We start from the raw sequence: 25145 nt of genomic DNA, 5'->3' as shown, positions 1-25145 counted from the left end.
TAGCAAGTGTTCAAGCCAAGATGCATCAGGAGTAATCAACATGAATCGTCTCGTCGTTATGGGCAGTGTCAATGCAGACCATGTGCTGCGCGTACCCCACTTTCCCCGTCCGGGTGAAACCCTGACCGGTCACAGCTATCAGGTTGTCCCCGGTGGCAAGGGTGCCAATCAGGCGGTCGCCGCCGCGCGCCTTGGCGCTCCCGTCTCCTTTATCGCCCGTATCGGTGATGACGCCATCGGCCACCAGATGAAAACTGGCTTTGCCAAGGATGGCATCGATGTGAGCGCAGTCGAACTCGACGACACCCTGCCCACCGGCATCGCCATCATCTATGTCAGCGATGAGGGGGAGAACAGCATCGGCATCTCCGCCGAAGCCAACGGGGCCCTCTCCCCTGCGGTGGTAAAACGCCATGAAACCATGATCGCCAACGCCCATACCCTGCTGCTGCAGCTGGAAGTGCCGCTCGAAAGCGTGTTCGAAGCGGCTCGTCTGGCCCGCGCCCACGGCACCCGGGTGGTGCTCAACCCCGCCCCCGCCCGCCCGCTCTCGAGCGACCTGCTGGCGCTGGTGGATCTCATCACCCCCAACCAGACCGAAGCCGAGCTGCTGACCGGCGTAAAAGTCACCGACGAAGCCAGTGCCCGCGAGGCGGCGGCCCGCTTCCACCAGATGGGGATTGCGGACGTAATGATCACGATGGGCTCCCAAGGAGTCTATTGCAGCAACGGACAACAGCAACAGCTCATCCCGGGTTTTCGGGTCAAAGCGGTAGACACCACAGCTGCCGGCGATACCTTCAACGGCGCCCTGCTGGCGGCGGAACTGGCCGGTGCCGAGTTCAGCGACGCGGTGCGTTTTGCCCACGGTGCAGCGGCGCTCTCGGTCACCAAATTCGGCGCCCAGAGCTCAATCCCCAGCAAAGCTGAGGTGGATGCCTTCTTGCTGACGCAAGCGGCTCCGGAGCGCTGATGGCCAATATCAAGGAGGTGGCGGCGAGGGCCCAGGTCTCTACCACCACCATCTCCCACGTCATCAACGAGACCCGCTTCGTCAGTGAAGCAACCCGCGAGCGGGTCTTTACCGCCATGCGCGAGCTCAACTACGCCCCGAGCCTGGTGGCGCGCAGCCTCAAGGTAAAGGAGACCAACAGTATCGGCATGCTGGTCACCACCTCCAGCAACCCCTTCTTTGCCGAAGTGGTGCGCGGAGTTGAGCGTTACTGTTTCGAGCAGGGCTACAACCTGATGCTGGGCAACACCGAGGGGCAGGCCGAGACGGCGCTGTCCTACCTCAAGATGATGCTACGCAAGCGGGTCGATGGCCTGCTGATCATGTGCAGCGAAGGGCAGCAAGAGGTGTTCAACCAGCTTGACTGGCTCAAGAGTCTGCCGGTGGTGGTGATGGATTGGGGTCTGGTCAGCGCGGATGTGGATCTGATCGCCGACAACTCTTTTCACGGCGGCTATCTGGCGACCCGTCATCTGATTGAGCTGGGCCATACCGCCATCGGCTGCATCACAGGCCCCCAGAGTCGCGCCCCCGCTAACCAGCGGCAGGCAGGCTTTGAAAAGGCACTGTTGGAGTCGGGTCTCACCGTCAATCCGGCGTGGATCCAGGAGGCGGACTTTGACTGCGCCAGCGGCTTTGCCGCCATGGAGCGGCTGCTGGCACTCCCCGCGCGCCCTACCGCACTCTTTGTCTGTAACGACATGATGGCGATGGGGGCCATCAGTGCCGCACATCAGGCTGGCATTGTGATACCACGGGATATCTCCATCGTCGGCTATGACAATGTGGCGCTGGCCCAATACCTCTCACCACCGCTCACTACCATCAACCAGCCCAAAGAGGAGCTGGGACGCCTGGCCGTCACCCGGCTGCTGGCGCGGATCAACGGCGAGGAGGTAGAGAACCACCTGATCACCGTCGACCCAGATCTGGTGATCAGGCAATCTTGCGCCCCTCTCTGCTCCCCTCTGCCCGCTCAATCGTAACGGGCACTGACCAACAAAAAGGCGACTCCCCGAGTCGCCTTTTGCTTTTCTGCCATCCCTGCTGCTTAGCGTTCACGCATCTCCATCCAGTTGTGCCCCTCCACCTGTTTGGGCTGATGGATGCCGCATGCCTCCAGCAACTCATCTACATAGGCGGGGACCAGCAGGGAGGCGGGGCCATAGCGCTTCTCGTCAAACTGGCTACCCACCTCGCTCGGCTCGAGATTGAGCTCAATGGTGTGCGCACCGTTGAGGCCTGCCTCGTGAACAAAGCCCGCCGCCGGATAGACAGCCCCCGAAGTGCCAATGGAGATAAAGAGATCGCACTGGGCCAGCGCGCTGTAGATCCGATCCAGCCCGAGCGGCATCTCGCCAAACCACACCACATGGGGGCGCATCGGCTGGGGAAACTGGCAGCAGGAGCAGAGCTCATCCTGATGGAGATCACCGCGCCACTCGATCACCTGACCGGACTCGGGGCAACGGGCCTTGAGCAGCTCGCCGTGCATATGGATAAGGTTCTTGCTACCAGCACTCTCGTGCAGATTGTCGATATTCTGGGTCACCAGGGTGACCGAACCCGGCAGAAGACGCTCGAGGCGGGCCAGCGCATAGTGAGCGGGATTAGGATGAACCTGGGGTTGTTGCAGCTGTTTGCGGCGAGAGTTGTAAAACCCGAGCACCAGCTCGGGATCCCTGGCATACCCCTCGGGGGTCGCCACATCCTCGACCTTGTGCTCTTCCCACAATCCATCACAGGCTCGGAAGGTCTTGATGCCTGATTCGGCAGAGATGCCCGCTCCTGTCAGGATCACGATATGTTTATATGACTGCGCCATAAGCTGCTCCGTCTATCCCCGCATAATGAATGTGACCTTAGCACAGGGTAAAAAATGGCTCTATTCGCCCTTGGTCTTAAAGGGTCCGGCTGGCGGCACTGGCAACCAGGGATCCAGCGCCGACAAATCAAGCCTGACAAATACCATCTCTCGACCAGTGACCAAGGTCAGCGGCAAGCCCAACCGCTTTAACAGGGTGAGCATAGGCCGATTCTGGGCCAGCACTTCCGCCGTCCAATCCAGGATCCCGTCCGCCCGGGCCAGCAGTGCCAGCGACAATAAAATGCGTCTGCCTGCCCCCTTATGCTGGAAATGGTCCGCCACGATACAGGCAAATTCTGCTCGATCGGGATGCAAACGGCGGCGGATAGATTGAGCCTGAGCCAACGGCTGACCCGCCAGATCCGTTAGCAATAATGAGATTTGATGATCGGGATTGTAATCAAGAAACTGTGCGACCTGTTCCGGTGCTGGCGTTCGTTTGGCACGCATAAAACGCAGATAGATGCTCTCTTCACTGAGTGCATCATAGGCTGCCAGCATGCGAGCAGGCTCTACACCATGCAGCTCCCGTAGCAGACAAGGTACGCCTGTAACGCTCATCGCCAGCGGCAGCGCGGTGCGCGAAACCGGATGAGGCCAACCATCGAGCCCCTTGGCCAGGCGCTCCCTGTGTATCGGCCAGCAGAGGTAGCGCGGCATGAGTTACCAGCGCCCCGCAATACCGCGATCTCGCCACACTTCGACATCGAGCAAATTGTAGGGATCATCAAGATAGATGGTAATCCCCAGCTCTCCGACCCGGGTCATAAAACGTCCCAATAAGGAGTCTGGCGGCAAAGCATCGAGCTCAGGCAGGATCCCCTGCCCCAGTAATACGGCCTGCAACGGCAGCCGCTCCAGCAGGTCGAAGGGCAGATGCTGGCTGCTATCGAGCAGCAGAGCCAGCTTGCTGCCCGCCAGACTGGCTTGCAGCACCAATGCGAAACGATCCGCATTGCTCAGCAGGTGATCGCGACGGTGGATCAGCAGGGTCAGTTCGGACGGGGTGCGCGACTGCTCCGCCAACCACTCCTTGAGCGCTTCCCAGCGGCTCGGCAAGCCAGTCACCGCCAACCAGACCGGATGCTGGAAGCCAGGGCTGGAGAGCAGACCAAGCTGCCCCAGCACAGCCCCCTGCCACAGGCGGATAGTTCGGCGCTGACCACTTAAGCGCTGCTGACGCAACGGGCCCAGATAGAGTCCGCGCAGTAACCTGAGCAGTGCATCGCAATCAAGCGGCTTGGCCAGTGCGGCCAGAATATTGAAACCGGCATCGTGGAGCAACCGGCGGGCACCATCGATCAGGGTCTGCTCGTGGGCAGAGAGCAGCACGATGGGCAGCCCAGCCTCCTGCAACTGGGGCTGGCTCATCAGCAGGCTGATGGCATCCTGTTCCACCAGACTGAGATCGCACACCAGCAGGCTGATATCGCCCGCCTCCAGCGCCGCAAGACAAGTCGTTTCGTCCTGCACCCATTGGCAAGAAAGACCCAATGCTGCGATGGTTTGCTGCATTTGCACTCCTTGGAACGGATGATCTTCGAGCAGCAAAATCTTGCGCGCCGCAAGCCAGTTACACCAGTCACGGTAACTGGCCACGAGGCCTCCCTGCCAATCTTCACCAATGGCATAGATCCCCTCATGCTGTTGCAGTTGAGGAAGGTAGTCAGCCTGCTGATGCGCACCAGGATCGTAAAGCGCGATGGCACCAGCCGCAAACAGCCCTTGCCACTGCCAGCAGGCATCCGGTTGGGTGCGGATCAGCGTGACATAGGAGGGCAATGTCATGGCGCTGGCCAGCTCATGGGAGGTGCGATCGAGGGCATAGAGCACAATGGGGCAAAATCCTGCCGCCTCATGCTCTTCCGAATCGAGCAACGCCAGTAATTCTTCATCAGTGATGATCATCTTGAGCCCTCTTTGAAAACTGCTGGCTGAACTGCTCCAATGCCCGGTTCAATCTGGCTTGCAGCGCCGGATGGGGCGCTTGTTGCCACTCTTCAATGACCGCCACCAACCCGGTCGCTCCGACCATTCTGGCGGCCCCCTTCAATTTATGTAAAGCAGCTTTCACGCCAACATCATCTTTAGCTAAAAAAGAGCGATCAAGTTCAGCCAGATCATCCCGGGTAGCCTTGAGATAAAGGGCCGCCAGTTCATCGGTCAGCAGCGAAGCAACCGGTGTCGGGGCGACGGCATTGCCCCCCTCTCTGGCAATATGGCGCAACAGAGTCGCCAGCTCCTTGAGGGCGACCGGCTTGTCGAGATGACCATCGCAACCACAGGATTGCAGCTCACTAGCTGCCTGCTCACTGAGATCTGCGGTGATCACATAGACGGGAAGATGGGATAAGCGGATCGATTGACGCAGTTGTCTGCAAAGATCGGCGCCGTTCATCACCGGCATCTGCAAATCGGTCAGCACCACGTCCACCTCATGCTGTGCCAGCACTTCCAGCGCCAGTTGCCCGTTGGCGGCGGTCACCACAGTGGCACCGAGTTGCCCCAGCTGCAGGCTGATCAGCTCGCGATTGACATCGTGATCTTCAACCAGCAGCACCCGCATACCCAGTCCGGGTTGGGTGCCAGCGACCGGTTGGCCAGGGATCAAGCGTGGCTGCAGCAGGGTGATGATGGTGCCGGGGACCCAGGACTCCCCTTGCCATGCCCAATAGTAGAGACCCTGTTCATCAACCTCAGCCTGCAATTTATGGTGGGCGTTGCTGGCGATAACGATCCCGAATCGGGTGAGCCAGGCTGCAATATTCAGCGCCTCATCATGGGGTAAGGAGAGCGCCAGTTGTCGTACCTTGGGCTGCCAGTCCGGCTTCTGCTGCACCCGCTTCAGGGGCAACTCGCAGAAGAAGCGGCTGCCGCCGCCGACTCGCGCCTCAACATCGATATGCCCCCCCATGTGTTCGATCAGTTGCTTGCAGATCGCCAAGCCAAGACCGGTGCCCGGCGCCCGCAGCTGGCCTTCAACGGCAAACTGTTCGAAGGGCATAAAGAGCGTAGGGCGCATTTTGGCGGTGATCCCCGGCCCCTCATCATCGACGCCGAAGCGCAAGGTCGACGCGGCCTGCTCGGCCCACAGCACCACTTCCCCACGCTGGCTGAACTTGATGGCATTGGAGAGCAGATTGTGCAGCACCTGCCGCACCCGATGGGGATCGAGGGTCTGCAGGGCTGGCAGAGCCGGGTCCAGCTGCAGGCGCAGTTGCAATCCCTTGGCCCGCGCCTTAGTCCAGTGCACCGCCGCCACGTGCTCGCACAGCTCGGTAAAATCGGTGGGCTGGGGCGAGAGCGCGAACTTGCTGTTTTCGTTGCGGCTGAAATCGAGCACATCGTTGAGCAGGCCAAGCAGTTCATCTCCCGCCTGACGTACCCGTGCCAGTGCAGACCCTTGTTCCTGCGACAATGGTGTGCTGGCCAACCACTCCAGCAACCCGAGTATTGCGTTCATCGGGGTGCGGATCTCATGGCTGATGGCAGCCATGAAGCGCCCCTTGGCCAGCACCGCTTGCTGCGCCTGCTCATGGGAGTGCTGCAATGCCTGATCCTGCTCGATACGTGTCGTCACATCCTGCATCACCGCATATATCCGCCAGCCTTGTGACTGGGTACGACCACGACCATAGAGCTGCAACCAGCGTTCGCCTTTGGTGGGATGGTGGTAACGCAGGGTGAACGAGAAAGGCGTACCGCCCTGCAGCATGGCAAACATCTCGCGGCGGACCTGGCGGCGATCTTCACGCTCCAGCATTGTGAGCACCCGTTTCGGTTCACGGCGGATCTGCTGGCTGGCCAGCCCAAGCAACTCATAGCAACCCCGGCTGATAAACTCGATGTTCCCTACCCGCCCCCGCTCAAACATAAATTGCAGCACGACACCGGGAACCGTATTGGTCAAGGCACGCAGCCGGCGTTCACCCTGGCGCAAGAAACGAGCTTGCTCACGTAACACACTGATGTCCGATAACGCGATAAGGTCGGTCGCGGGCGCTTGTTTATCCAAACGCAAGGGGTGCTGGGCATAAGCAAAAACCTGTTCGCCCAACACCAGCTCGCCTTCACTCTTCTGATGTTGTACCGGAGGCAGCATCAGCTGCTCCGCATAACGGATGGCCAAGCGCCGACCCTGTTTGTTGGACTTGATCACCTTGCCCTGGCTGTTGCGTAAAAAAACCGGAACAGGCAACGCTTGGAACATGGTTTCACGCAGTTCACTCTCGATAGCCAGCGCCTTCTCAACTTCTTGGCGCTGGGCTATCTCCCGGGCCAGTTGCTGACGGGAACGCCAGATCATCGAAATCACACTGATGCTGATCAATAACGCCATCAAGATGGAGCCAAACCAGGCGGCATAACTCACCCCAGGCTGCTGTACCACCAGCAGGCGGCGCCAGCGCTGATTGAGTTCATCCATTTGGGTACTCGTCAGGATCATCAGATTGCGGTCTAACACCCCGGCCAGCTCAATCTCCTGTTTGTTCATCGCAAATCCAAGACCAAACTTGTCTTCCAGCTCTTCGATATCGAGCCCTTCCAGCAGGTTGGTACGCTGCGGGTATTGCAGCTGATACAGCTCGCTCAACATGGCATCTGCTTTGCCCTGACGTAAAGCGGCCAGCCCTTGCGCCACATTATCGGTACGGATCCACTCCTGCTGGCCCAGCTGAGCCAACAAGGAGGGATCATAGAGCGACTCAGGGACCAGAATACGTTGCCGTTTAAGCTGACTGATATGGTCAGTTGGCACTGTGTGCTTGCTGATCAAAGCAAAGCGGTTGATGGAGATCATCCTGCTGAAGGTAAACTCATCCGCAAGGGCCGGTGATTCGGGCAACCCTGCCATCATATCCGCCTCACCTCGACGCAGCTTATCTATCGCCTCCGCCTTGCTGGCTGCGGGCACCAGTTTGAATGTCAGGCCGGTCTCCTGCGTGACCCAGCGCAACACATCCGCGCTCCACCCTTTCGTCTCCCCTTGCTCATTGATGCCGCTATAGGGCATTAACTCGGGGTTCACCACCAAGCGCACCGTGCGCTGTCTGCCGGACAACCAGGCCTGCTCAATATCGGTCAAGCGCAGCTGGTCGATATAAAGGGACCCTTGGTCGAGATAGCGACCCAAATCAGCGTACAGGCTACCGGCAGGCATATAGCGAATTGCTGTATCAATCAATTGAACCAACTCAGGTCCACCACGCATCATCAGTCGATAGCTGACTACCCGCTCATTCCCGAGCAAACGCCGCAAGCGCAAGCCATCCGCGGGGAACTCACGCATCATATAGCGCAGTTGCAAATAGTCCCCCAGATAGGCGTTGCCTTTGCCACTTTCCAGCGCGGAGTAAAGATTTTCCTGTTTAGACAATGGCTTGATCACCGCATCAGGGTAGAGGTCCTTTAGCGTTCGAGTGGAGCCCATGGCGGGTGAGGCTAAAAATGTCGCGTTATGCAGATCGCCACGATAGAGAATGGCCGAGTCGGTCTCCAGCATAGCGCGACTCACCCGCATGTTGGGTAGTACGGCGGAGATGGGGCCGACATGAGGGACAATATCGCAACGCCCCTGTAGCAGGGCATCACGCACAGCTTGCCAGTCAGGTAATTCATGAATCGTCAGCGGCACCGGCAATACGTCGGCCAGTCTGACCAAACGATCCTTGAACAAGCCCCCCTCCGCTAACAGGTAAGGAGGTGGAAGTGTCGCCGGATAACAGACTTCCAACTTCTTGATGGAGTCCACATAGGCTTGGGTCGCGGGCGGGAGGGGCAGTACCATGGCATGCAGCGGCATGGCCAGCACGGCGCCCAGGAAAAAAATGGGGAGTTTTGTCATCTGAAAACAAAAGCCAGGCATCTGCCTGGCTTTTTATCACTCGTTGGGTTCAACATTTTCTACCCTGGCCTTCAGTTTCTGGCCAGGCCGGAAGGTCACCACCCGACGGGCGCTGATCGGAATATCTTCGCCCGTCTTGGGATTTCGTCCAGGACGCTGATTCTTCTCACGAAGGTCAAAGTTACCGAAGCCTGAAATCTTGACTTGTTCACCACGCTCAAGCGCCTGTCGGATTTCCTCAAAGAAGGCTTCCACCATATCTTTGGCTTCACGCTTGCTCATCCCGAGTTGGGTGAACAGGTGCTCTGCAATGTCGGCTTTGGTAAGCGCCATAGATCAATCCCTCAAGGATGCATTCAACTCTTCACCAAGGACCCGCACGACATTGTCTACGGTCTCGGCAATCTCTTTCTCCTCCAGAGTGCGCTGGGTATCTTGCAATACAAGACTGATGGCCAGGCTCTTCTTGTCCTCTGCCATACCAGCACCCTGGTATACGTCAAACAAGTTTATTCCAACTACCTGATTTCCGCCAACTTTTTTAATTACTGCAAGAACATCACCTGCCAGAACCTGACGGTCGACCACCACGGCGATGTCACGACGGTTCGCCGGGAACTTGGAAACTTCGGCAGCCATCGGCACCTTGGCCGGAGTCAGCTTGTCCAGCTCCAGTTCAAACATCACCGCACGGCTCTTGAGGCCCAGCTTCTTCTCGAGGCTCGGGTGGATCACGCCGATGTGGCCGATGACCTCGCCATTACGCAGGATGGCTGCGCTCTGGCCCGGGTGCAGGGCGCTGTGCTCGGTACGCTCGAAGGTAAAGGTGGCCCCTTCGGCGGTCAAGTCCAGCACTGCTTCCAGATCCCCTTTCAAATCAAAGAAGTCGGCTGCGCGGGTTTTGATGTCCCAGTGCTCGTCGCTCTGGTTGCCAATGATGATACCTGCCAGCATCGGCTCCTGACGGATGCCGTTCTCGGCGCTTTCATCCTTGATGAAACGCAAACCCTGCTCGAACAGACGTACGCGCGGCTGCTGACGGTTCTGGTTGTAGACCACTGCCTGTACCAGACCCGGGAACAGAGAGACGCGCATGGCGGACATCTCGACCGAGATCGGGTTGGGCAGCACGATGGCATCGCTCTGCGGGAACAGGGTTTGCTGGGTCTTGGGATCGACGAAGCTGTAGGTGATCGCTTCCTGGAAACCGCGGTCAACCAGCAGATCACGTACCCGCTTGAGGGTCACCTGCCCTTCTGCCTGCTCAACCATCGCCAGAGAAGCGGCGGGTTTGAGGTTCGGGATGTTGTTGTAGCCGTAGATGCGGGCCACTTCCTCGATGAGATCTTCCTCGATGGCGATATCGAAACGCCAGGAGGGCGCCAGCGCAGTCCAACCGTCAGCATCCACAGTGACCTGCATGCCGAGGCGGGTCAGGATCTCGACCACCTGAGCATCAACCACGCTGATACCGATCACCTTGTCGAGCTTGGTGCGACGCAACTTGATGGGCGCAGCCTTCGGCAGATGGGCATCGGATTTGACTTCGATGACCGGACCCGCTTCACCGCCGCACTCTCCGCCACAAATGTCCAGCAGCAGACGGGTGGCTCTGTCCATCACCTTGGCTTGCAGCTCGGGATCAACCCCGCGCTCGAAGCGATGGGAGGAGTCGGTGTGCAGACCGTAGGCACGGGCACGACCGGTGATGGAGAGCGGCGCGAAGAAGGCGCACTCCAGCAGGATGTCGGTGGTGGTCTCGGAAACGCCAGTGCGATTGCCACCGAAGATACCGGCCATGCAGGCAGGACCTTTGGCATCGGCAATCACCAACGTGGTCTCTTTGAGCTTCACTTCGTTGCCGTCGAGCAGGGTCATCGGCTCATCGCTATGGGCGCGGCGCACCACCAGTTCCCCTTCAAGCGCCGCCAGATCGAAGGCGTGCATCGGCTGACCGTATTCCAGCAGCAGGTAGTTGGTGATGTCTACGATGGCGTCGATGGAGCGGATACCACCACGGCGCAGCTTCTCTTGCATCCAGAGCGGGCTCTGGGCCTGCAGGTTCAGCCCCTTGATAACGCGCCCCAGATAACGGGGGCAATCGGCGGTTGCTTCAACCCGGATCGGGAAAGTTGCGTCAATAGTGGCAACAGCAGGTGCCCAGGTCGGCTCGACCACGTCCACGCTGTTGAGCACGCCGATCTCACGGGCCAGACCGGCGATACCGAGGCAATCGGCACGGTTCGGGGTCAGATCCACGTCGATGGAGACGTCGTTCAGATTGAGGTAGTCGCGAATATCGGTGCCGATGGGGGCATCGGCCGGCAATTCGATGATGCCGTCCGCCTCTACTTCGATACCCAGCTCACTGAAAGAGCAGAGCATGCCGTGAGACGGCTGGCCACGCAGCTTGGCTTTCTTGATGGTGAAATCACCCGGCAGGGTCGCCCCTACTTTGGCCACGCACACTTTCAAGCCCTGACGGCAGTTCGGCGCGCCGCAGACGATGTCTAGCAGCTCGGCCTCACCCACGTTGACCTTGGTCACCCGCAGCTTGTCGGCGTCCGGATGCTGGGCACACTCGACCACTTCACCCACGACCACATTGTTGAACTGGCCAGCCACCGCTTCCACGGCGTCCACTTCCAGACCAGCCATGGTGATCTGCTCGGCCAGTGCGTTGTCACTCAACTCGGTGCGGACCCACTCCATCACCCAGGATTTACTGAATTTCATGTTCTCTCGCCCTTACTTGAACTGCTTGAGGAAGCGCAGGTCGTTTTCGAAGAAGGCACGCAGGTCGTTGACCCCGTAACGCAGCATGGTCAGGCGCTCAACGCCCATGCCGAAGGCAAAGCCGGAGTATTTTTCCGGATCGATACCGACCGAACGCAGTACGTTCGGGTGCACCATGCCGCAGCCAAGCACTTCCAGCCACTTGCCGTTCTTGCCCATCACATCCACTTCGGCGCTCGGCTCGGTGAACGGGAAGTAGGACGGACGGAAGCGAATGGTGAGATCTTCCTCGAAGTAGTTGCGCAGGAAGTCGTGCAGAATGCCCTTCAGCTCGGTAAAGCTGGCATGCTCGTCAACCAGCAGACCTTCAACCTGATGGAACATCGGGGTGTGGGTCATGTCGTAGTCGTTACGATAGACGCGGCCCGGCGCAATGATGCGGATCGGCGGCTGTTGTTGCTGCATGGTGCGGATCTGCACACCGGAGGTGTGGGTTCGCAGCATCAGATCAGGATTGAAGTAGAAGGTATCGTGATCGGTACGCGCCGGGTGATGAGCCGGAATATTCAGCGCATCGAAGTTGTGGAAGCCATCTTCAATCTCGGGACCACGGGCAACCTTGAAGCCCATCTCGCCAAACAGGCGCTCGATGCGTTCAATGGTACGGGTCACCGGATGCAGACCGCCATTCTCGATACGGCGGCCCGGCAGGCTGACATCGATGGTCTCGGCGGCCAGTTTCTGGTTCAGAACGGCGACTTCGAGGGCTTCACGACACTCGTTCAAGGCATCTTGAACCTGCTGTTTGGCCTGGTTGATCACGGCGCCCGCGGCGGGACGCTCTTCAGCAGACAGGGCGCCCAGGCCCTTCATCTGCTCGGTAAAAAAGCCTTTTTTGCCCAGATATTTGACCCGGATCTCATCGAGGGTAGCGATATCGCTCACGCCCTCAATATCGGCCTTGGCTTGGCCTACTACTTCTTCAAGCTGTTGCATGTCTTCCTCGTCACCACTCCGAAACAGGAGCCTTTAGGCTAAATAAGGTCAAGAGGGGAATAATACAAAAAAAGGCCCTTCACTGACCATAGTTATGGCCTGCTTTTCTCCCTATAAATCATTTTGTTATATCAAGCGAGTCTCAACTCCTACCCTATCCTCTTGAAATAGTGGCCACCCAACTTTGTTTGTTGGCATATTTATAGGTATCGAGTCAGCTATCCGAGCCGGTCTTTTGTGGTTTATTTAAAGTGTGGGGGAAGACGTTGATGGCAAAACAGAAATAACAAAAAAGGAGGCCTGAGCCGCCTTCACATACCTAATAAAAACAACAACTTAGATGGCAATCAATGAGTTAGGCACTACAGGGGGTGACGCTTAGTCACCCCAGATGACCCTGTTTGGGGCAATTTGTGGACACTTTGTCATGTGGTGGGCAGCGGATTTTCCAGCGGGTTGAAGCGCACTGCATCGCTCAGGTAGTCCGGTGCGAAGTGGGCATAAGTCATGGTCTGCTGGATGTTGTGATGGCCCAAAATTTTTTGCAGCGCGAGGATGTTTCCCCCGGACATCATGAAATGTGATGCAAAAGTGTGCCGAAATACATGCACCGCCTGCCCTGCTGGTAGATCTGGCGCCACTGACTTGATCACCTCACGCACCAACATCTGGCGCCACTGACTTGATCACCTCACGCACCAACATATAGTCGAGGTCACGGAACAGCGGGCCCCGATTCACCCCATTTGTTATCTCTTTCGTCAGCTCGACAGAGATCGGCACTGTGCGGTTCTTGCCATTCTTGGTATTGATATAAGTCACCCGACCGGCCAGCACATCCTCGCTGCGCAGATTGGCCGCCTCACTCCAACGCGCCCCTGTGGCCAGGCAGAGTTTGACCACGTTCAGGTTATCCCCCGATAGCTTGCCTAAAACTTCGCTGATCTCTTCCTGGGTAAGATAGCCCATCGACCGCTCAACCAGCTTGACCTTCTTCATCTCTTTGAGCGGATGTTCATGGTGGTAATGGCCGAGATCAATGAGGACCGAGAACACCCCACCCAGCATCTCTTGTTCACGATTGACCGTCTTGGGCTGACGGCCAGCATGCAGTCGCTGCGCCCGATACTCGGAGAACAGCGCCCGGGTTATCTGCCTTGCTAACGGCTTGCGCAAAGCGGCATCTATATTGTGGAGTTTCTTGCGTACCGCCTCCCCTGCTTTCAGGGTCTGGCCATGGTAGCGCCACCAAAGCTCGATGAGCTCAGAAAGCGGCCGGTTATCTGCCGGACGATCCACCCACTCTTTATTATGCTCAGTGGCGATCACCCAGCGCTCGAACTGCTGGGCCTCGGACTTGGTCTTGAAGCGCTTGCGGATCCGCTTGCCCTCCCTCCCCTGCGGACGGATATCGACCAAGTACCCCTCGGGAGTGGACTTGATGCTCATCATTCCTCCTTATACAGGTGGGCACTCACCCATCCCCACGGCCCACACATCGAGACCACTCCCAGCCACAGCTGTCTAACGTCCATAGTAACTCCGCCAAACCACTGTGTATTTATACAGGAATAAATTAAGAATGGGAGTGTTTAATATGGGGCAAGGCATACATGAGAAGGTCACGAGTTAAAGCGATTATCTATGGGCAGATGTCAAAGGAGGCACAATTGCGCCTCCTTTATCAGTAAGTTAGAGATTAATCTTCATGCCGGTTGATGATACGTTCGGCATCTCGGTCATAGCCGTCAGCAACCTCTCGTAACGTAACTGCAAGCCGTACAAAACCAGCGTTCTCTACTTCTTCAGCCTTTCTTCGGTATTGCTCAGCCAATTCTCTTTCCTGCTTTCCACTTGGGTCAACCCAATGGACGCCACGCGAGTTATATATCGCACTACTAAAACCATCTCGCATGGACTCAGCATCACGGCCATTCAGTACATCAGCAACAACACGACGTATCCATAACCCATTTATATCAGGTGGGGTATGAATCAGCACTTCACCAATTGTGGTAAGTGCAACCTCTAAATGTCCTGATTCCGTACATATCTCTTTTACACTCCGAATCCATTCGACAAACCTCTCTTCACTAAACGTTCCATCTTCTTGTGTTCCCGGTGGGGATTTCCACTCGCGAAGCAATTGCCAAGCATTTGTGGCAATCATTTTTGACGTTTCTGTGACCTCCCCTACTGGCTGATCATTTTTCTTAGAGCGATAGATCAGTCTAATTAGTTCTGAAAAGAACTCGGGCTCAGTAGCGAGTTTTCTTTCAAGGCATTTGGGGGCTAACCCACTATGTCGGTCCAGCAAGGGAAGATATGCCCACTCCACCCTAAAGAGATGATCTTGTTCAACCGACGGCTCGGTTTGAAGATACTTAATCAGCTCGATAATACTGTGACGGTTCATTGTGGAGCTATCCTCTTCGGAAGACAGCGCACCCAGTAGAGCACGAACACATTGATCAGCATTAAGCACCTGTTTGGTATGGCGCATAGCACTCAAACAACTGATTGCTGCGTGTGGTCTCCCATGCTCAATGAACTTATCAATGGCTATGGCTGGATCTCCATCGATCTGATATGCATTTGCATGAACACGACTCCAATATTCATTCTCTTTATTCAGAAGCCAATTGGCAGCCCTTTTCCAAGCCTCTTTTGAAAATGGAAGGCACGCAAGAAACTGACCAATTTGCACTGGTGTCCAGCTAGTTCTATCTATGCTATCAACCCATTCCCAGCCATTTATTCTGGTTTTGCGATAAATAAAACTGCTCACCAACATGCGGTGTTTATTATCGTCTGAATCAAGAAGGTTTGGTAACAGTGCTCGCTCAATATCATTATTGACAACATGACAAATTGAGTACCCTACATGATGTGGAGATGATACTGATTCAGCAAACCGAATAACACCATCCATACCATATTTATTAAAAATTTCTGATATGGCCATTTCTCGTTGTAAGTCAAGCTTTTTGGCCTGTTCTTCCCAATCCCCATTTTCATTGTAAAATTCAGTTTCACGGTCGCTAAAGATCTTCTGATATAGATTGAAAGGATCTATAGGTGCAAGCAACGTAGCTACTTTCTCAATACGAACAATTAACTCTTCTGGTAAAGCCCAATTTGTATCTGAGAATTTACGGTGCTTACTGGTAAATTTATTAAGCCTATTCCAAATAGGAAGTCTTTTTTCTTCTGAAAGGGTATATATAGGCTCAGAACTCAATACATTAACAAGCTGTTCAAAAGCCGGCTCAGTCAAACTATCAAAACGGTCAATCAACTTTGTAAGGCGTTCTATATTATTACCAGCGGCAGCCACTGCACGCTCTGCATAATAAGAAGACTGTTGCCAATACTCCTCTGGTTTAACACCTTTCTCCCAATTTTCCGGGATTATCCCGCGCCAAATTGGCTTATGTGTCCCAAAAGAAGTCCTATGCTCGTCAGGTAAAAGTTGGATTATCAACTCCCAAGCGATCTCAGGAACTTCTTTCAGGAGTGTATCGACTGCCACCTTGCGCTTCTCAATGGATGCCAATGTTTGTGGCATCCATGGAAGCAAGATAGTTGTAAGTGAATTGGAAGGCCTGTTAGCCCATCGACCACCAGGGTCATGGCTAGCAATTTCACCAAGCACAACACAGACACGTACTAGGTATTGTTCATCCCAAGCAAGCCCTTCGAGAGACCAAAGCAAGCCAGTTAAATAATTACCCCCAGTTATACCATCACCTTCTTGGGAAAATAGCTCATCAAAGGGGCATGGCTCCAGTCGTATGGCCGCCTCAATGGCAGCAAGATATTCACCAGGAGCAGCTTCAGCCAGGGCGGGTAATAAACCGTCCAAGCTTCCCCAACGAATCCAATCAGCAGCAGCCAGAAGCTCTCGTATAACTAACACGCTGGTAACTTCTGCTTTTCCTTGCGAGCAGTGGTTACATGAGCCAAGTTGGGACGCAAGAATAGCTAAACCTTCGGCAACACCTTTTCGTAGTACTCTCGAATACTGAAGTTCTTTGCCATAAATGCTAGCCGCATACCTGTCCTTTGCTGGTAATTCAAAAGCAGGATCAGACTCTTTCAGAATAGAAATCGCTAACCTCTTAAACGTGTCTAGATCCTGGTCAATAATACGTGATCCGAGTTGTTTCCAAAGTTCGGTCCGATTGACAACATTCCAAATCCCATTTTTTAGAGAAAGTGGGCTATCGGGACAATGTAATAAATCCTGTGCCTTCCGGAGCCATTCCTCATGGTCTATTCCAAACAACTGAGTTATCGCTTCAATATCATGTATATTCTTGTCATTCCAAGAGCCAAGTAGTACTGCAAGGGCCAGATAAGTAGCATCCGTGTGCTGCAACCAATTATTATTGGATTTTACAGGAGGTGCTTTGAGTATCGTTGGCATCTCCATTTTAGCTTTTTTCTTAAAAGCCTCCCGAAGGTCTTCAGGCAAATTGCTATGAGTTATAGTGCCAGCATCTTTACCCCATATTTGTACAGTTTCAACAACTCGAGACCAGACACCCAACGTATGTTGATGTTCAAACTGTGAGATATGTGAATGCAGCAGTGACAATACGACTCCTGACTCGTTGCCAAGATCGTAGCCAAGGAGTTTAAAACAATTTAGGAAATCATATAATTCGTCATTTGAAACATCAACCCCATCATTAGCTACTTTTAGATGATGCTGAAAGACTTCAATCTTTACTTTGCTTTTGGGTGGACTGAAGTTTGCCTGTTGCACGTACCTAAAAAATTCATCCGAGTTTTTTGTATGCCTTGCAGTGTTCAAGAGCCAAGAGACCGTATGCTGATCCGTTGCACTGAGTGGGCCAGTGATCAACGCAATTACATCTCTTCCCTTATTGAACAAATCGGGATTATTAAAATCATTCCAAGCTGCTTGTATCACTTCAGCAAACACCGGGTTGTGCAAAGTAATGCCTATAGAATGCTTGACTTGCCCGAGGAGCTTACGTCGTTCTTTACTATTTACGTCTTCTATAAAGACTATAAGGTCATCAGTATCAAAACCATCAACTTTGCCTTGAAGTTTAATCTCTGTAATAGGCCAGCAGGGTAAGTAAGGAACATGCCCGCCAGTAAGCATTAGCGTAACAAACGATGCTTGTACATGTGCTTCAAAATGACCACCCCCACTTCCAGTTGAAAATGAGTTACTGAGTTTTTTCCTTTTCGCCATCTGCAGCCCTCCGATCGCACCAAGTTGTTTTTGAAGTTATTTATACCCGCGGTTTTACAAATTGGGCTACAACATCAAGCTCGTTTATGAATTATCGATAGCAGTTCAACTGCAACCATCCCCCAACAAAAAAGGGCGCATTAGCGCCCCGTTTGTCTTTTTCTATATGATCTGTGTTCTACCATCACCCCGATGATCTGGATGTGCTGTCGGTCGGAATGCATGGTGGGGTAATCGTCGTTGAGGGGGACCAGCTCAAACACCTCTTGACCATTCTCATCAATTCCGCGAGGCCGGTATTTTTTGAAGGTGGCCTCACCGCTGCCGTTCTTGGCAACGACGTAATCCCCTGGCTGGGGTCCTTCGTCTGGATCAACGATGATGAGATCCCCTTCCTTGAACAGCGGCACCATGGAATCACCACGGAGCCACAGGCCAAAGCCGTACGGGCCAATCTCGCTACTTGCTGCTACGAATTCGACATTGCCATCGAAGTTGCTGGCCTGCTCGCACATCTCGCGCCAATTGCCCGCCTGGACATAGCTGAGCACAGGGATCCGCTTGCCGGGCAGTATCACCGCTGGTTCGACGTTGTGATAACCGGGTAAGGGCTGGTGTGTTGTCTGGTCAAGACCAGTTCCAGTCAGAAGCCAATCAACGGTAACTTCCAACGCCTCCGCCAAATCATTGAGGTAGCGGCCTTTTGGTTCAGCCCCTCCCCTCTCCCAATGGCTAACAGCCACCCTCGTTACACCAACTCGGGCAGCTAGCTGTTCTTGTGTAAACCCACAGGCTGATCGCCGGGCTTTAATGCGTTCGCTTACGTTCATGTAAGAGAGATTACACCCCAAATTACGTAATTTGATTTACCTTTTGGGTAAATTAACTTGCGAGCATCTGCATTTCGATCGTAAAGTAAGTTTCGTAAGTTAGTTAACTATCGAGGTGAAGAGCATGAATACAGCAGATGCAATAGCACATTTCGGGGGGATAGCCCCTCTAGCAAAAGCCTTAGGAGTGAAGACGCAGGCGATCTCTCAGTGGAAAGAGAAAGTCCCTGAGTTACGTTCCTACCAAATAGAGGTGCTGACCTGTGGCCAACTCAAAGCCGAGCCCACTGCATCAGCGCAGACCGACTCTTCGCGAGTCACTCAACGCGTCGATGCGGCCACCTCTCCACAAAATTTTCCGAGCGTGAAACGGGCTATCGCGACTGCAACGGCCCTTTCAAATAGCGCACCGCCACAACCCACCCCGTGTGTTTGAACCCCCTAAGAAGGATTCATCATGACTACTCGAATCAAACCTATCCGCATCCCCAGCGATGTAAGCCAGTTGCCGCTTGATTACCCCTTTGGCAATCGCGTCAGCGAAAGCCTGGAGGAGTATGCCAAGCGCCAAGGCATGAGCATTGGGGCCATCAAGAAACGCGCCGATCGCGGCCAGTTGCCCATCTTGCAAGACGGCCCGGGCGCACCGCGCGAGGTCAATCTGTACGCCCTGTTCCTGCAGGCCCGTTACCAGGCCGAGCGCTACGTCACCATGACGCTCGCGTGAACCTACAGACACCATAACGGGTCAAGGAGAACTTCACATGTTTACGGATAGCACCAACAAACATCCGCACTGGATCAGTGCCTGCCAGCGCTTTACGGCTAACCAAAACGTGGCCGAGATCGCCGAGCTGGCAGGCATGAACCCGCAGACCCTGCGCAACAAGTTAAACCCAGATCAGCCCCACGAACTGACCGTGGCCGAGCTGATTGCCATCACCCAGGCGAGTGATGGTGATGAAACCCTGTTCGATGGCGCCCTGTTCTGCTGTGGCCTGACGGCCATTGCCATCCCCGAATCGGAGAAGGGCCCAAGTCTGGCCCATCAAGTGATCGACACCACGGCCAAGGTAGCCGGGCTCGGCGCGCAGGCGCTGACAGTGGTAGAGAGCGGCCGCGTCACCAAGGGGCAGCGCAATGCGCTGGTCGGGGCGGCGACGGCAGCCATGGGCAACCTCGCCCTGCTGATCACCGAGATCGAGCACAAATACCAAGCCATTCCCTCTCTGTCTTGTGCGCTGGATATGGCGCGCATGGCGGCCGGAGCTTAGGAGAACCCATGAGACTGATTTGCCCCCACTGTGGTGCCCGCGCCAGCACTCGCACATCCACCCGGATGAGCCCGCTTTGCGGCATCGCTACTTACCAATGCAGCAATGTGGATTGCGGCCACACCTTCAAGGCGGGGTTCGAAATCATCGCAACCATCAGCCCAAGTGCCATGCCCAATCCGGCCATTGTGCTGCCCATTGTCCCGCGCAGGGTGAAAGAGGTGGCCCAGTGACCCGTCACTGGCCACCAACTTCTGCGCCCAGGTGAAGGAGAAACCCGCATGCAACAACAACACATCAATCACGACGAACGCAATCTGGCAGGCCTGACGCCTGCGGAACAGGTCGCCATGAACACAGCGGGCTGCATGCTGCTGCGCGAGTTGTTCGGCAAGACCCGCAGCAGTCTGGATACCGACTGGCTGGCCATCAGTGCCGCCAAGAAGGCCGCCATCTGCACCATCGCCCGTCAGTCACGCGGCCAGCTGATGACCGCAACCTTGTCCACCCTGCCCCATGCGCAGCGCGAGGCGATCCGCCTGGCGGTGCTGGAGCTGGATTATCAGGGGGAGTTTCGCGGCGGCTGTGACAGCAAGGTGTGGCACCCGGCGCCCATCACCCGCGCTAGCGGGGATATCGAGCGGGAGAAGAAGGAGCGGGCCGCAAAGCTGAAACAGCGGCGCGCAATCGCGGCAGCTGTTGCGATGAGCCAACAGGGCCCGCGCGCAATCGGGCAATAAAAAGCCCGCTTAACGGAGCAGCAACTCCAAGCGGGCATTTATCAACAACGTACGAGGAAGTCGACATGGCAACTTTAGCGATCCCCTGCGCGCTGCGCAACCTTCGCATCCAACAACGCAAGCTGACGGGCCGGTATGGCGCCCGTCTTACCCAACATCCTGATGGTATTGCGCTCGCCGAGCGTTCCACTGCGCTGGCGTGGGCCTCCCTGTTCAGCTGCATCCATCCCTGCACAGCTCAACAAGGAGCCTGACCATGACCGCACAACCGACTCACATCAACCTGCTGAACCACCATGCCGCCAAGCGCCTGCGCCAGTTGCGGGAGCAGTTGGACCTAAGCCGCCCCAAGTTTGCCGATCTGCTGGGCATTCCGCCCACCACGCTCAAGAACTACGAGCTGGGATACCGCGAGATTGGCGGTGGCCTGTTACTGCTGATCGCCAACCATCCAACGCTGAACCAGTACAGCCAGTGGCTGCTGACTGGCATTGCCACGCCGGAGGTGCAGCCATGAAGCGGCTCTTCCATCCCGTATCAGAACAGGAGGCGCTGACCGAACTGCCGCGCCTTCAGCAACGGCTGACAGCCAAAGCCCGCCCTTCCTCCTTTATCTATCGCAGATCAGAGGGCAAATCCCTGTTAGTCCAGGCGCAGCAGTCCTTGCGCTGGCACCAGCTGTTTCACCACCTCAACCGGAGGATCTGCCCATGAGTGACGCCATCAAGATTGCCAGCCAGGCACCCAAGGTGATCGAGGGACTACTGGCCGAGATGTTTGCCGCCCGCGCCGAAGATAACCGCATCGCCCTGGGCGAACTCTACTCGGGGGATGAATACATCCAGGTGCAACTGGTGGTAACCAGCAAGCAGGCAGATCTGCTCGATGACGATTTGGTGATGGGGGATGAGGCATGAGCACCACGCTGTTCACCCTGGCCAGCCTGAAAACGTGGTTGGCCCAAAACGAGCCGCACCTGCTGCCGACCGCCCCGCTCTGCTGCGGGGGCGAGCTCGGTATCTCTATCCGGATCGAGGCGAGCCATATCGTCATCGATGAGCCGAACTTCCACGCCATAGATGAGGCATGTGATGAGCAATTTAGAGCTGTTTGAGCTGGACGCTCAACAAGCGCAGGGCGAAGCCGGCCCCGCGCATATGCAGCCCACCAAACCAGTCAGCCAGCTGGCCACTCACTGGTTTGCTGCCCGCGCCGAGTTTATCGCCGCGGGCAGCGATGCCAGAGGCAACCGGGATCAAGCGGCCGAACTGTTAGCGCTGGGGGCTATGCGCACTGTGTATTGGTTGGCCGTAGCCAATGTGGAGTTGGCGCTGGCCCGGGAAATTGCCGAGTGGTGGGCCGAGTGCGCACCACTGCATGGACAGGGGGAGATCATCAAATGAGCCACCGTCTGATATCAGAAATGGAACGGAACTTAGGTTGGTGGTGGGAAGACCTGCGCAGTGTTAGTGCACGCCTGCGCAGATATCAGCGCCAGCTCATCGAGTGCCGCCAGCTTTCACCACGACCACGGGCCACCATCGAGCTGACCCTGCGCCAGTGCGCTGCAGCCAGAAAGCTGCGCGCCCACACCACCACAGTGATCACGGGGCTGCGCCGCGACCTCAACGAGCTGTCGAGTAACCATCTCCAATGAGTAACAAACCCAACACAGGGCCAGCCGCTGAGGCTGGCCAATTTGGCTTTGCCATCACCCGGCTGCCAACACCCAAACCCAACCAGTTACCGCTGTCAAAGAAGACCTTGCGCCAGCGCATCGACAGCTTGGCCAACTCTCTGCCCGGCATCAACCTTGCTACCACCTTTGTCAGTGCGCCCGGCCAATCAGATCTGGTCTGGGCCATTCAACTGCTCGATGGCCTGTCACCTCAGCTCACTCTTTCCCTATTCAAGCAGTACGTGCGCCGCCGCAAAGATGGCACCACCCGCCACTGCCGCAATGCCAACATTTGGCTGCGTGAGCGCACCAAGTGGGTAAGAGGCCTTATCCACACTATCCCGGTTAATCCGCAGCAGATGCGCAATGACGAAGGGCGCAAGCGAGTGGCCCACCAGTTTGCCAACCAGACCGCCGCCATCTGGCGCCATATCGAGCAAGGCATCAAGGCAGGGAATGAACCAGATCTGGTGCAGACCTTTGAAGAGGTGCGCCAACCGGCTGATCAGTGGGGTTTTATCGGCGATCTGCCGAAATTCAAAACGGAAGAGGCAAGGGATAACTGGATCTTGAGCGTGATGGTACGTCTGCTCTCTGCCAAATGGTGGGAGAAGCGCATCAACCGCTGCTGGGATCGGCTGCAAGAGCACATCAATATTCTGCTTGGCAAGGTGCGCAAGGGGGTGTCGGCGTATGTATCGAACGCCACCATGAAGGTGGTGCGCGAGCGCAAGCGGGCCATGATGCGCTGGCTGGCCGAGTCGGAGGTGATGAACGAACGGTATGATCTGGTCGTGTCGATGAAGGATTGCTGGGAGGCCAGCACCTCCAATCCGGTCAACCGCCGCAACGAGATGATGACCCGGATGCGTGGCTTTGAGGATTACGCCGAGCAGCAGGGCCATGTCGGGGTGTTCTTCACCTGGACAGCCCCGAGCCGCTTTCACGCCTGGAAGACAGGACGCAACGGCAAAACCATCGAAAACGACAAGTACCAGGGAGCCACCCCGCGCGAAACCTGCGCCTATCTGGCCAAGCTCTGGAGCCTCACCCGTGCGTCACTCAAGCGCAATGATGCCCCCGTCTACGGCTTTCGGGTCTGCGAGCCGCACCACGACGGCACGCCACACTGGCACATGTTGCTATTTATGCGCCCGAGCGATCGCAACAAGGTGATCAGCACCCTGCAGCGCTATGCCCTGACCAACGACAAAGCAGAGCTGGAACGGAATCCCATCGCCTCCCCCGCCTTTACCGATATCAAACCCCGTTTCGACTGGAAGCTGATCGACCCCACCAAGGGCGATGCGACCGGTTATCTGGCCAAATACATCGCCAAGAACATCGACGGCGCCTATGTCGGTGACGACGAAGAGGCCAACACCCCTGCAGATCATGGCGCGCGGCATGCCTGCGCCTGGGCAAGTTGGTGGGGCATTCGATCCTTTCAGCAGATCGGCGGTGCCCCGGTCGGGGTCTGGCGCGAGCTGCGCCGGATCAGCAACGCCAAGAAGCATGGCGATCTGGTGGGGCCACCCAAGCCGGTGTTGCAAGATCCGCGCTTTGAGGCCGCCCGTTATGCCGCCGATAACGCCATCTTTCGCTGCTACCTCGAAGCCATGGGCGGGGCGCTGGCCACCCGTGCCGAGCACCCCATCAAGCTGGCGCACCTGATCGAGGCGCAAGCCAACTGCTACGGCGAAGACATCAAGCGGCTGATGGGGCTGCACTCCGCCAACCTTGGCATCAAGACCCGCCTGCAAGGGTGGGAAGTGGTACCCACCGGCACCCATGCAGCCACCAAAGCCGCAGGGGTTGCCGGTGTGGGTGTTGGTGTTCAGTCGGGCGACAGCCCGGCACCTTGGAGCTCTGACAATAACTGTACGCGGCCGGATCCTGAGGCCTTCGCGGATCAGTTAATGGCAGAGCAATGGGGTTTATCGCCCTTCTCCATCGGGCGTTTGCGCTCAGGCGCCAGCGTCAGAGCGGATGGTTTCACCCTCTGGCTGGAAAACGGACAGGTGCAGTCAGGCCGCGCACTACCAAGCGAGCCGGATTGGCTGCCAGCTGGCCAGCAATCCGTAGAACAGGGCCAGCCGGATGAGTACGCGGTACCGGAGGGGGATGAAGATTGGTCGATGCTGGTTGAGCTGTGCGGCAAGGTTTACAAGGCACAGGGACACGCTGGGGCGCACCGCTGGATCGAAATGCTGCCGCAACCCTATCAGTCAGAGATGTGGAAGGTATTGGAGGGGCTGGACACGCCCGAGTGGTTGCAAGAACAGGACGGCTACAGCGAGAAGTGGGCATGAACATGAACAGCAAGCAAACCGTCAGCCGGGAAGATTACCGCCGCCTGGATAATCGGGTGACCTGCATTCTGCAGCAGCGTTGGCCAGCCAGCGAGATCAGCCAGTGGGTGGGGCTGCTCAAGGGAAAACAACAGGCAGTGGCCTGCGCCATCCTGCGCCGCCACCCTCGCCCAACATCGCTGGCCCTGCCGGCCTTCACTCCCGAGGTGCCGAACCCGTATCAGGCCAGCACCAACCGCCCCACCGTGCCAGTGCGCTCACCCGATGGCCGCACTGTTGGCCGCCGCCATATCGTGGAGGAGCTCACCCCCGTAGCCATCGACCAGAGCGGCTGCATTCGGTGCGCCGTTACCGGTCGTACCCTCTTCATCGCACCGGGCAGCATCACCTATCGCGCCAACCCGGGGGCAGCCGAACAACTCAACCCAAGGTACCAGCCAGCCCTGCACCAGGTAGTGGCTGACCATTGCAAGGAGAACGAATGAACCCTACAGCGACCGACGTATACAGTGCCAGCGCGCGAGACAGATTATCTTTAAATGCGACAATTTGTTGCAAACCATTAAGTAAGATATATACTCACGACAAATCGACGGACCAAGCCTGTCGACAATGTAGACCGTGT

27 protein-coding genes are annotated in these 25145 nt (G+C 56.4%); 16 read left to right on the top strand and 11 right to left on the bottom strand.

Going from position 1 to position 25145, the window contains the following annotated elements; translation table 11 throughout:
- Positions 1-40: 40 nt before the first annotated feature.
- Positions 41-973 carry a ribokinase gene (gene rbsK / locus BN1135_RS17700; protein WP_042023334.1) on the top strand — a complete coding sequence of 311 codons (933 nt, stop codon included), beginning with the start codon at positions 41-43 and terminating at the stop codon, positions 971-973.
- On the top strand, positions 973-1998 hold the full coding sequence (locus tag BN1135_RS17695; protein ID WP_042023332.1) for a substrate-binding domain-containing protein: 1026 nt from the start codon (positions 973-975) through the stop codon (positions 1996-1998). The genes rbsK and BN1135_RS17695 overlap by 1 nt, the downstream gene beginning before the upstream one ends.
- 65 nt (positions 1999-2063) lie before the next feature.
- Here BN1135_RS17695 and cobB read toward each other — a convergent pair whose 3' ends face one another.
- From cobB to BN1135_RS17645, 11 genes are all read right to left on the bottom strand, one after another.
- Positions 2064-2837 carry a Sir2 family NAD+-dependent deacetylase gene (gene cobB, locus BN1135_RS17690; protein WP_042023331.1) on the bottom strand — a complete coding sequence of 258 codons (774 nt, stop codon included), beginning with the start codon at positions 2835-2837 and terminating at the stop codon, positions 2064-2066.
- A 60-nt stretch (positions 2838-2897) separates the two neighbouring features.
- Positions 2898-3539 carry a hypothetical protein gene (locus BN1135_RS17685; RefSeq protein WP_042023329.1) on the bottom strand — a complete coding sequence of 214 codons (642 nt, stop codon included), beginning with the start codon at positions 3537-3539 and terminating at the stop codon, positions 2898-2900.
- 3 nt (positions 3540-3542) lie between these two features.
- A complete protein-coding gene (locus BN1135_RS17680) occupies positions 3543-4787 on the bottom strand; it encodes a response regulator (RefSeq protein ID WP_042023328.1) in 1245 nt (414 codons plus the stop codon).
- Positions 4774-8745, bottom strand: a complete 3972-nt coding sequence (locus tag BN1135_RS17675; protein ID WP_042023326.1) for a response regulator — start codon at positions 8743-8745, stop codon at positions 4774-4776. The genes BN1135_RS17680 and BN1135_RS17675 overlap by 14 nt, the downstream gene beginning before the upstream one ends.
- A gap of 15 nt (positions 8746-8760) precedes the next feature.
- Entirely contained in the window at positions 8761-9057 is a 297-nt protein-coding gene (gene ihfA, locus BN1135_RS17670) for an integration host factor subunit alpha (protein WP_005300715.1), read from the bottom strand.
- A gap of 3 nt (positions 9058-9060) precedes the next feature.
- Positions 9061-11460 carry a phenylalanine--tRNA ligase subunit beta gene (gene pheT, locus BN1135_RS17665; protein WP_042023325.1) on the bottom strand — a complete coding sequence of 800 codons (2400 nt, stop codon included), beginning with the start codon at positions 11458-11460 and terminating at the stop codon, positions 9061-9063.
- A 12-nt stretch (positions 11461-11472) separates the two neighbouring features.
- Complete coding sequence (pheS, locus tag BN1135_RS17660) at positions 11473-12456, bottom strand: phenylalanine--tRNA ligase subunit alpha (RefSeq protein ID WP_042023323.1); 984 nt, start codon at positions 12454-12456, stop codon at positions 11473-11475.
- Positions 12457-12881: 425 nt separating this feature from the next.
- Positions 12882-13109, bottom strand: a complete 228-nt coding sequence (locus tag BN1135_RS22580; RefSeq protein WP_254783828.1) for a tyrosine-type recombinase/integrase — start codon at positions 13107-13109, stop codon at positions 12882-12884.
- A 1-nt stretch (position 13110) separates the two neighbouring features.
- Positions 13111-13905 (bottom strand): phage integrase, encoded by a 795-nt coding sequence (locus tag BN1135_RS22575; protein WP_254783830.1) that lies wholly within the window; start codon positions 13903-13905, stop codon positions 13111-13113.
- A 250-nt stretch (positions 13906-14155) separates the two neighbouring features.
- A complete protein-coding gene (locus tag BN1135_RS17650) occupies positions 14156-17686 on the bottom strand; it encodes a hypothetical protein (protein ID WP_042023321.1) in 3531 nt (1176 codons plus the stop codon).
- 140 nt (positions 17687-17826) lie between these two features.
- Positions 17827-18516: a LexA family protein gene (locus BN1135_RS17645; protein ID WP_042023318.1), complete on the bottom strand. Its 690-nt coding sequence runs from the start codon at positions 18514-18516 to the stop codon at positions 17827-17829.
- A 124-nt stretch (positions 18517-18640) separates the two neighbouring features.
- On the opposite strand from BN1135_RS17645, the gene BN1135_RS21790 reads away from it, so the two are divergent.
- The 14 genes from BN1135_RS21790 to BN1135_RS17575 all read left to right on the top strand — a co-directional run bounded on the left by BN1135_RS21790 (position 18641) and on the right by BN1135_RS17575 (position 25005).
- Positions 18641-18952, top strand: coding sequence for a Cro/CI family transcriptional regulator (locus BN1135_RS21790; protein ID WP_082186830.1), 312 nt, complete (start codon positions 18641-18643; stop codon positions 18950-18952).
- Positions 18953-18973: 21 nt separating this feature from the next.
- Positions 18974-19243 carry a hypothetical protein gene (locus BN1135_RS17635; RefSeq protein WP_042023315.1) on the top strand — a complete coding sequence of 90 codons (270 nt, stop codon included), beginning with the start codon at positions 18974-18976 and terminating at the stop codon, positions 19241-19243.
- A 37-nt stretch (positions 19244-19280) separates the two neighbouring features.
- Positions 19281-19790: a phage regulatory CII family protein gene (locus BN1135_RS17630; RefSeq protein WP_042023312.1), complete on the top strand. Its 510-nt coding sequence runs from the start codon at positions 19281-19283 to the stop codon at positions 19788-19790.
- 8 nt (positions 19791-19798) lie between these two features.
- Positions 19799-20023, top strand: coding sequence for an Ogr/Delta-like zinc finger protein (locus BN1135_RS17625; protein ID WP_042023308.1), 225 nt, complete (start codon positions 19799-19801; stop codon positions 20021-20023).
- A gap of 48 nt (positions 20024-20071) precedes the next feature.
- Entirely contained in the window at positions 20072-20530 is a 459-nt protein-coding gene (locus tag BN1135_RS17620; protein WP_042023304.1) for a hypothetical protein, read from the top strand.
- 65 nt (positions 20531-20595) lie between these two features.
- On the top strand, positions 20596-20784 hold the full coding sequence (locus tag BN1135_RS17615) for a hypothetical protein (protein ID WP_042023303.1): 189 nt from the start codon (positions 20596-20598) through the stop codon (positions 20782-20784).
- Positions 20785-20786: 2 nt separating this feature from the next.
- Positions 20787-21047, top strand: a complete 261-nt coding sequence (locus BN1135_RS17610; protein ID WP_042023302.1) for a helix-turn-helix domain-containing protein — start codon at positions 20787-20789, stop codon at positions 21045-21047.
- On the top strand, positions 21044-21244 hold the full coding sequence (locus BN1135_RS17605; protein WP_042023301.1) for a hypothetical protein: 201 nt from the start codon (positions 21044-21046) through the stop codon (positions 21242-21244). The genes BN1135_RS17610 and BN1135_RS17605 overlap by 4 nt, the downstream gene beginning before the upstream one ends.
- Complete coding sequence (locus BN1135_RS17600; RefSeq protein ID WP_042023299.1) at positions 21241-21447, top strand: hypothetical protein; 207 nt, start codon at positions 21241-21243, stop codon at positions 21445-21447. Before BN1135_RS17605 ends, BN1135_RS17600 begins: the two co-directional genes overlap by 4 nt.
- Complete coding sequence (locus BN1135_RS17595) at positions 21444-21644, top strand: hypothetical protein (protein ID WP_042023297.1); 201 nt, start codon at positions 21444-21446, stop codon at positions 21642-21644. The genes BN1135_RS17600 and BN1135_RS17595 overlap by 4 nt, the downstream gene beginning before the upstream one ends.
- A complete protein-coding gene (locus tag BN1135_RS17590; protein WP_042023295.1) occupies positions 21622-21933 on the top strand; it encodes a hypothetical protein in 312 nt (103 codons plus the stop codon). Before BN1135_RS17595 ends, BN1135_RS17590 begins: the two co-directional genes overlap by 23 nt.
- 20 nt (positions 21934-21953) lie before the next feature.
- Entirely contained in the window at positions 21954-22187 is a 234-nt protein-coding gene (locus BN1135_RS17585) for a hypothetical protein (RefSeq protein WP_396027178.1), read from the top strand.
- Positions 22184-24520, top strand: a complete 2337-nt coding sequence (locus tag BN1135_RS17580; protein ID WP_082186829.1) for a replication endonuclease — start codon at positions 22184-22186, stop codon at positions 24518-24520. Before BN1135_RS17585 ends, BN1135_RS17580 begins: the two co-directional genes overlap by 4 nt.
- 2 nt (positions 24521-24522) lie before the next feature.
- Entirely contained in the window at positions 24523-25005 is a 483-nt protein-coding gene (locus tag BN1135_RS17575; protein WP_071287632.1) for a hypothetical protein, read from the top strand.
- Positions 25006-25145: the final 140 nt, after the last annotated feature.

Origin of the sequence: Aeromonas sobria, assembly GCF_000820145.1 — a bacterium.
In the GTDB taxonomy this organism is placed as follows: Bacteria; Pseudomonadota; Gammaproteobacteria; order Enterobacterales; family Aeromonadaceae; genus Aeromonas; species Aeromonas sobria.
The sequence above is the reverse complement of the archived record's forward strand: the minus strand, read 5'-3'. Positions and strand labels throughout refer to the sequence as shown.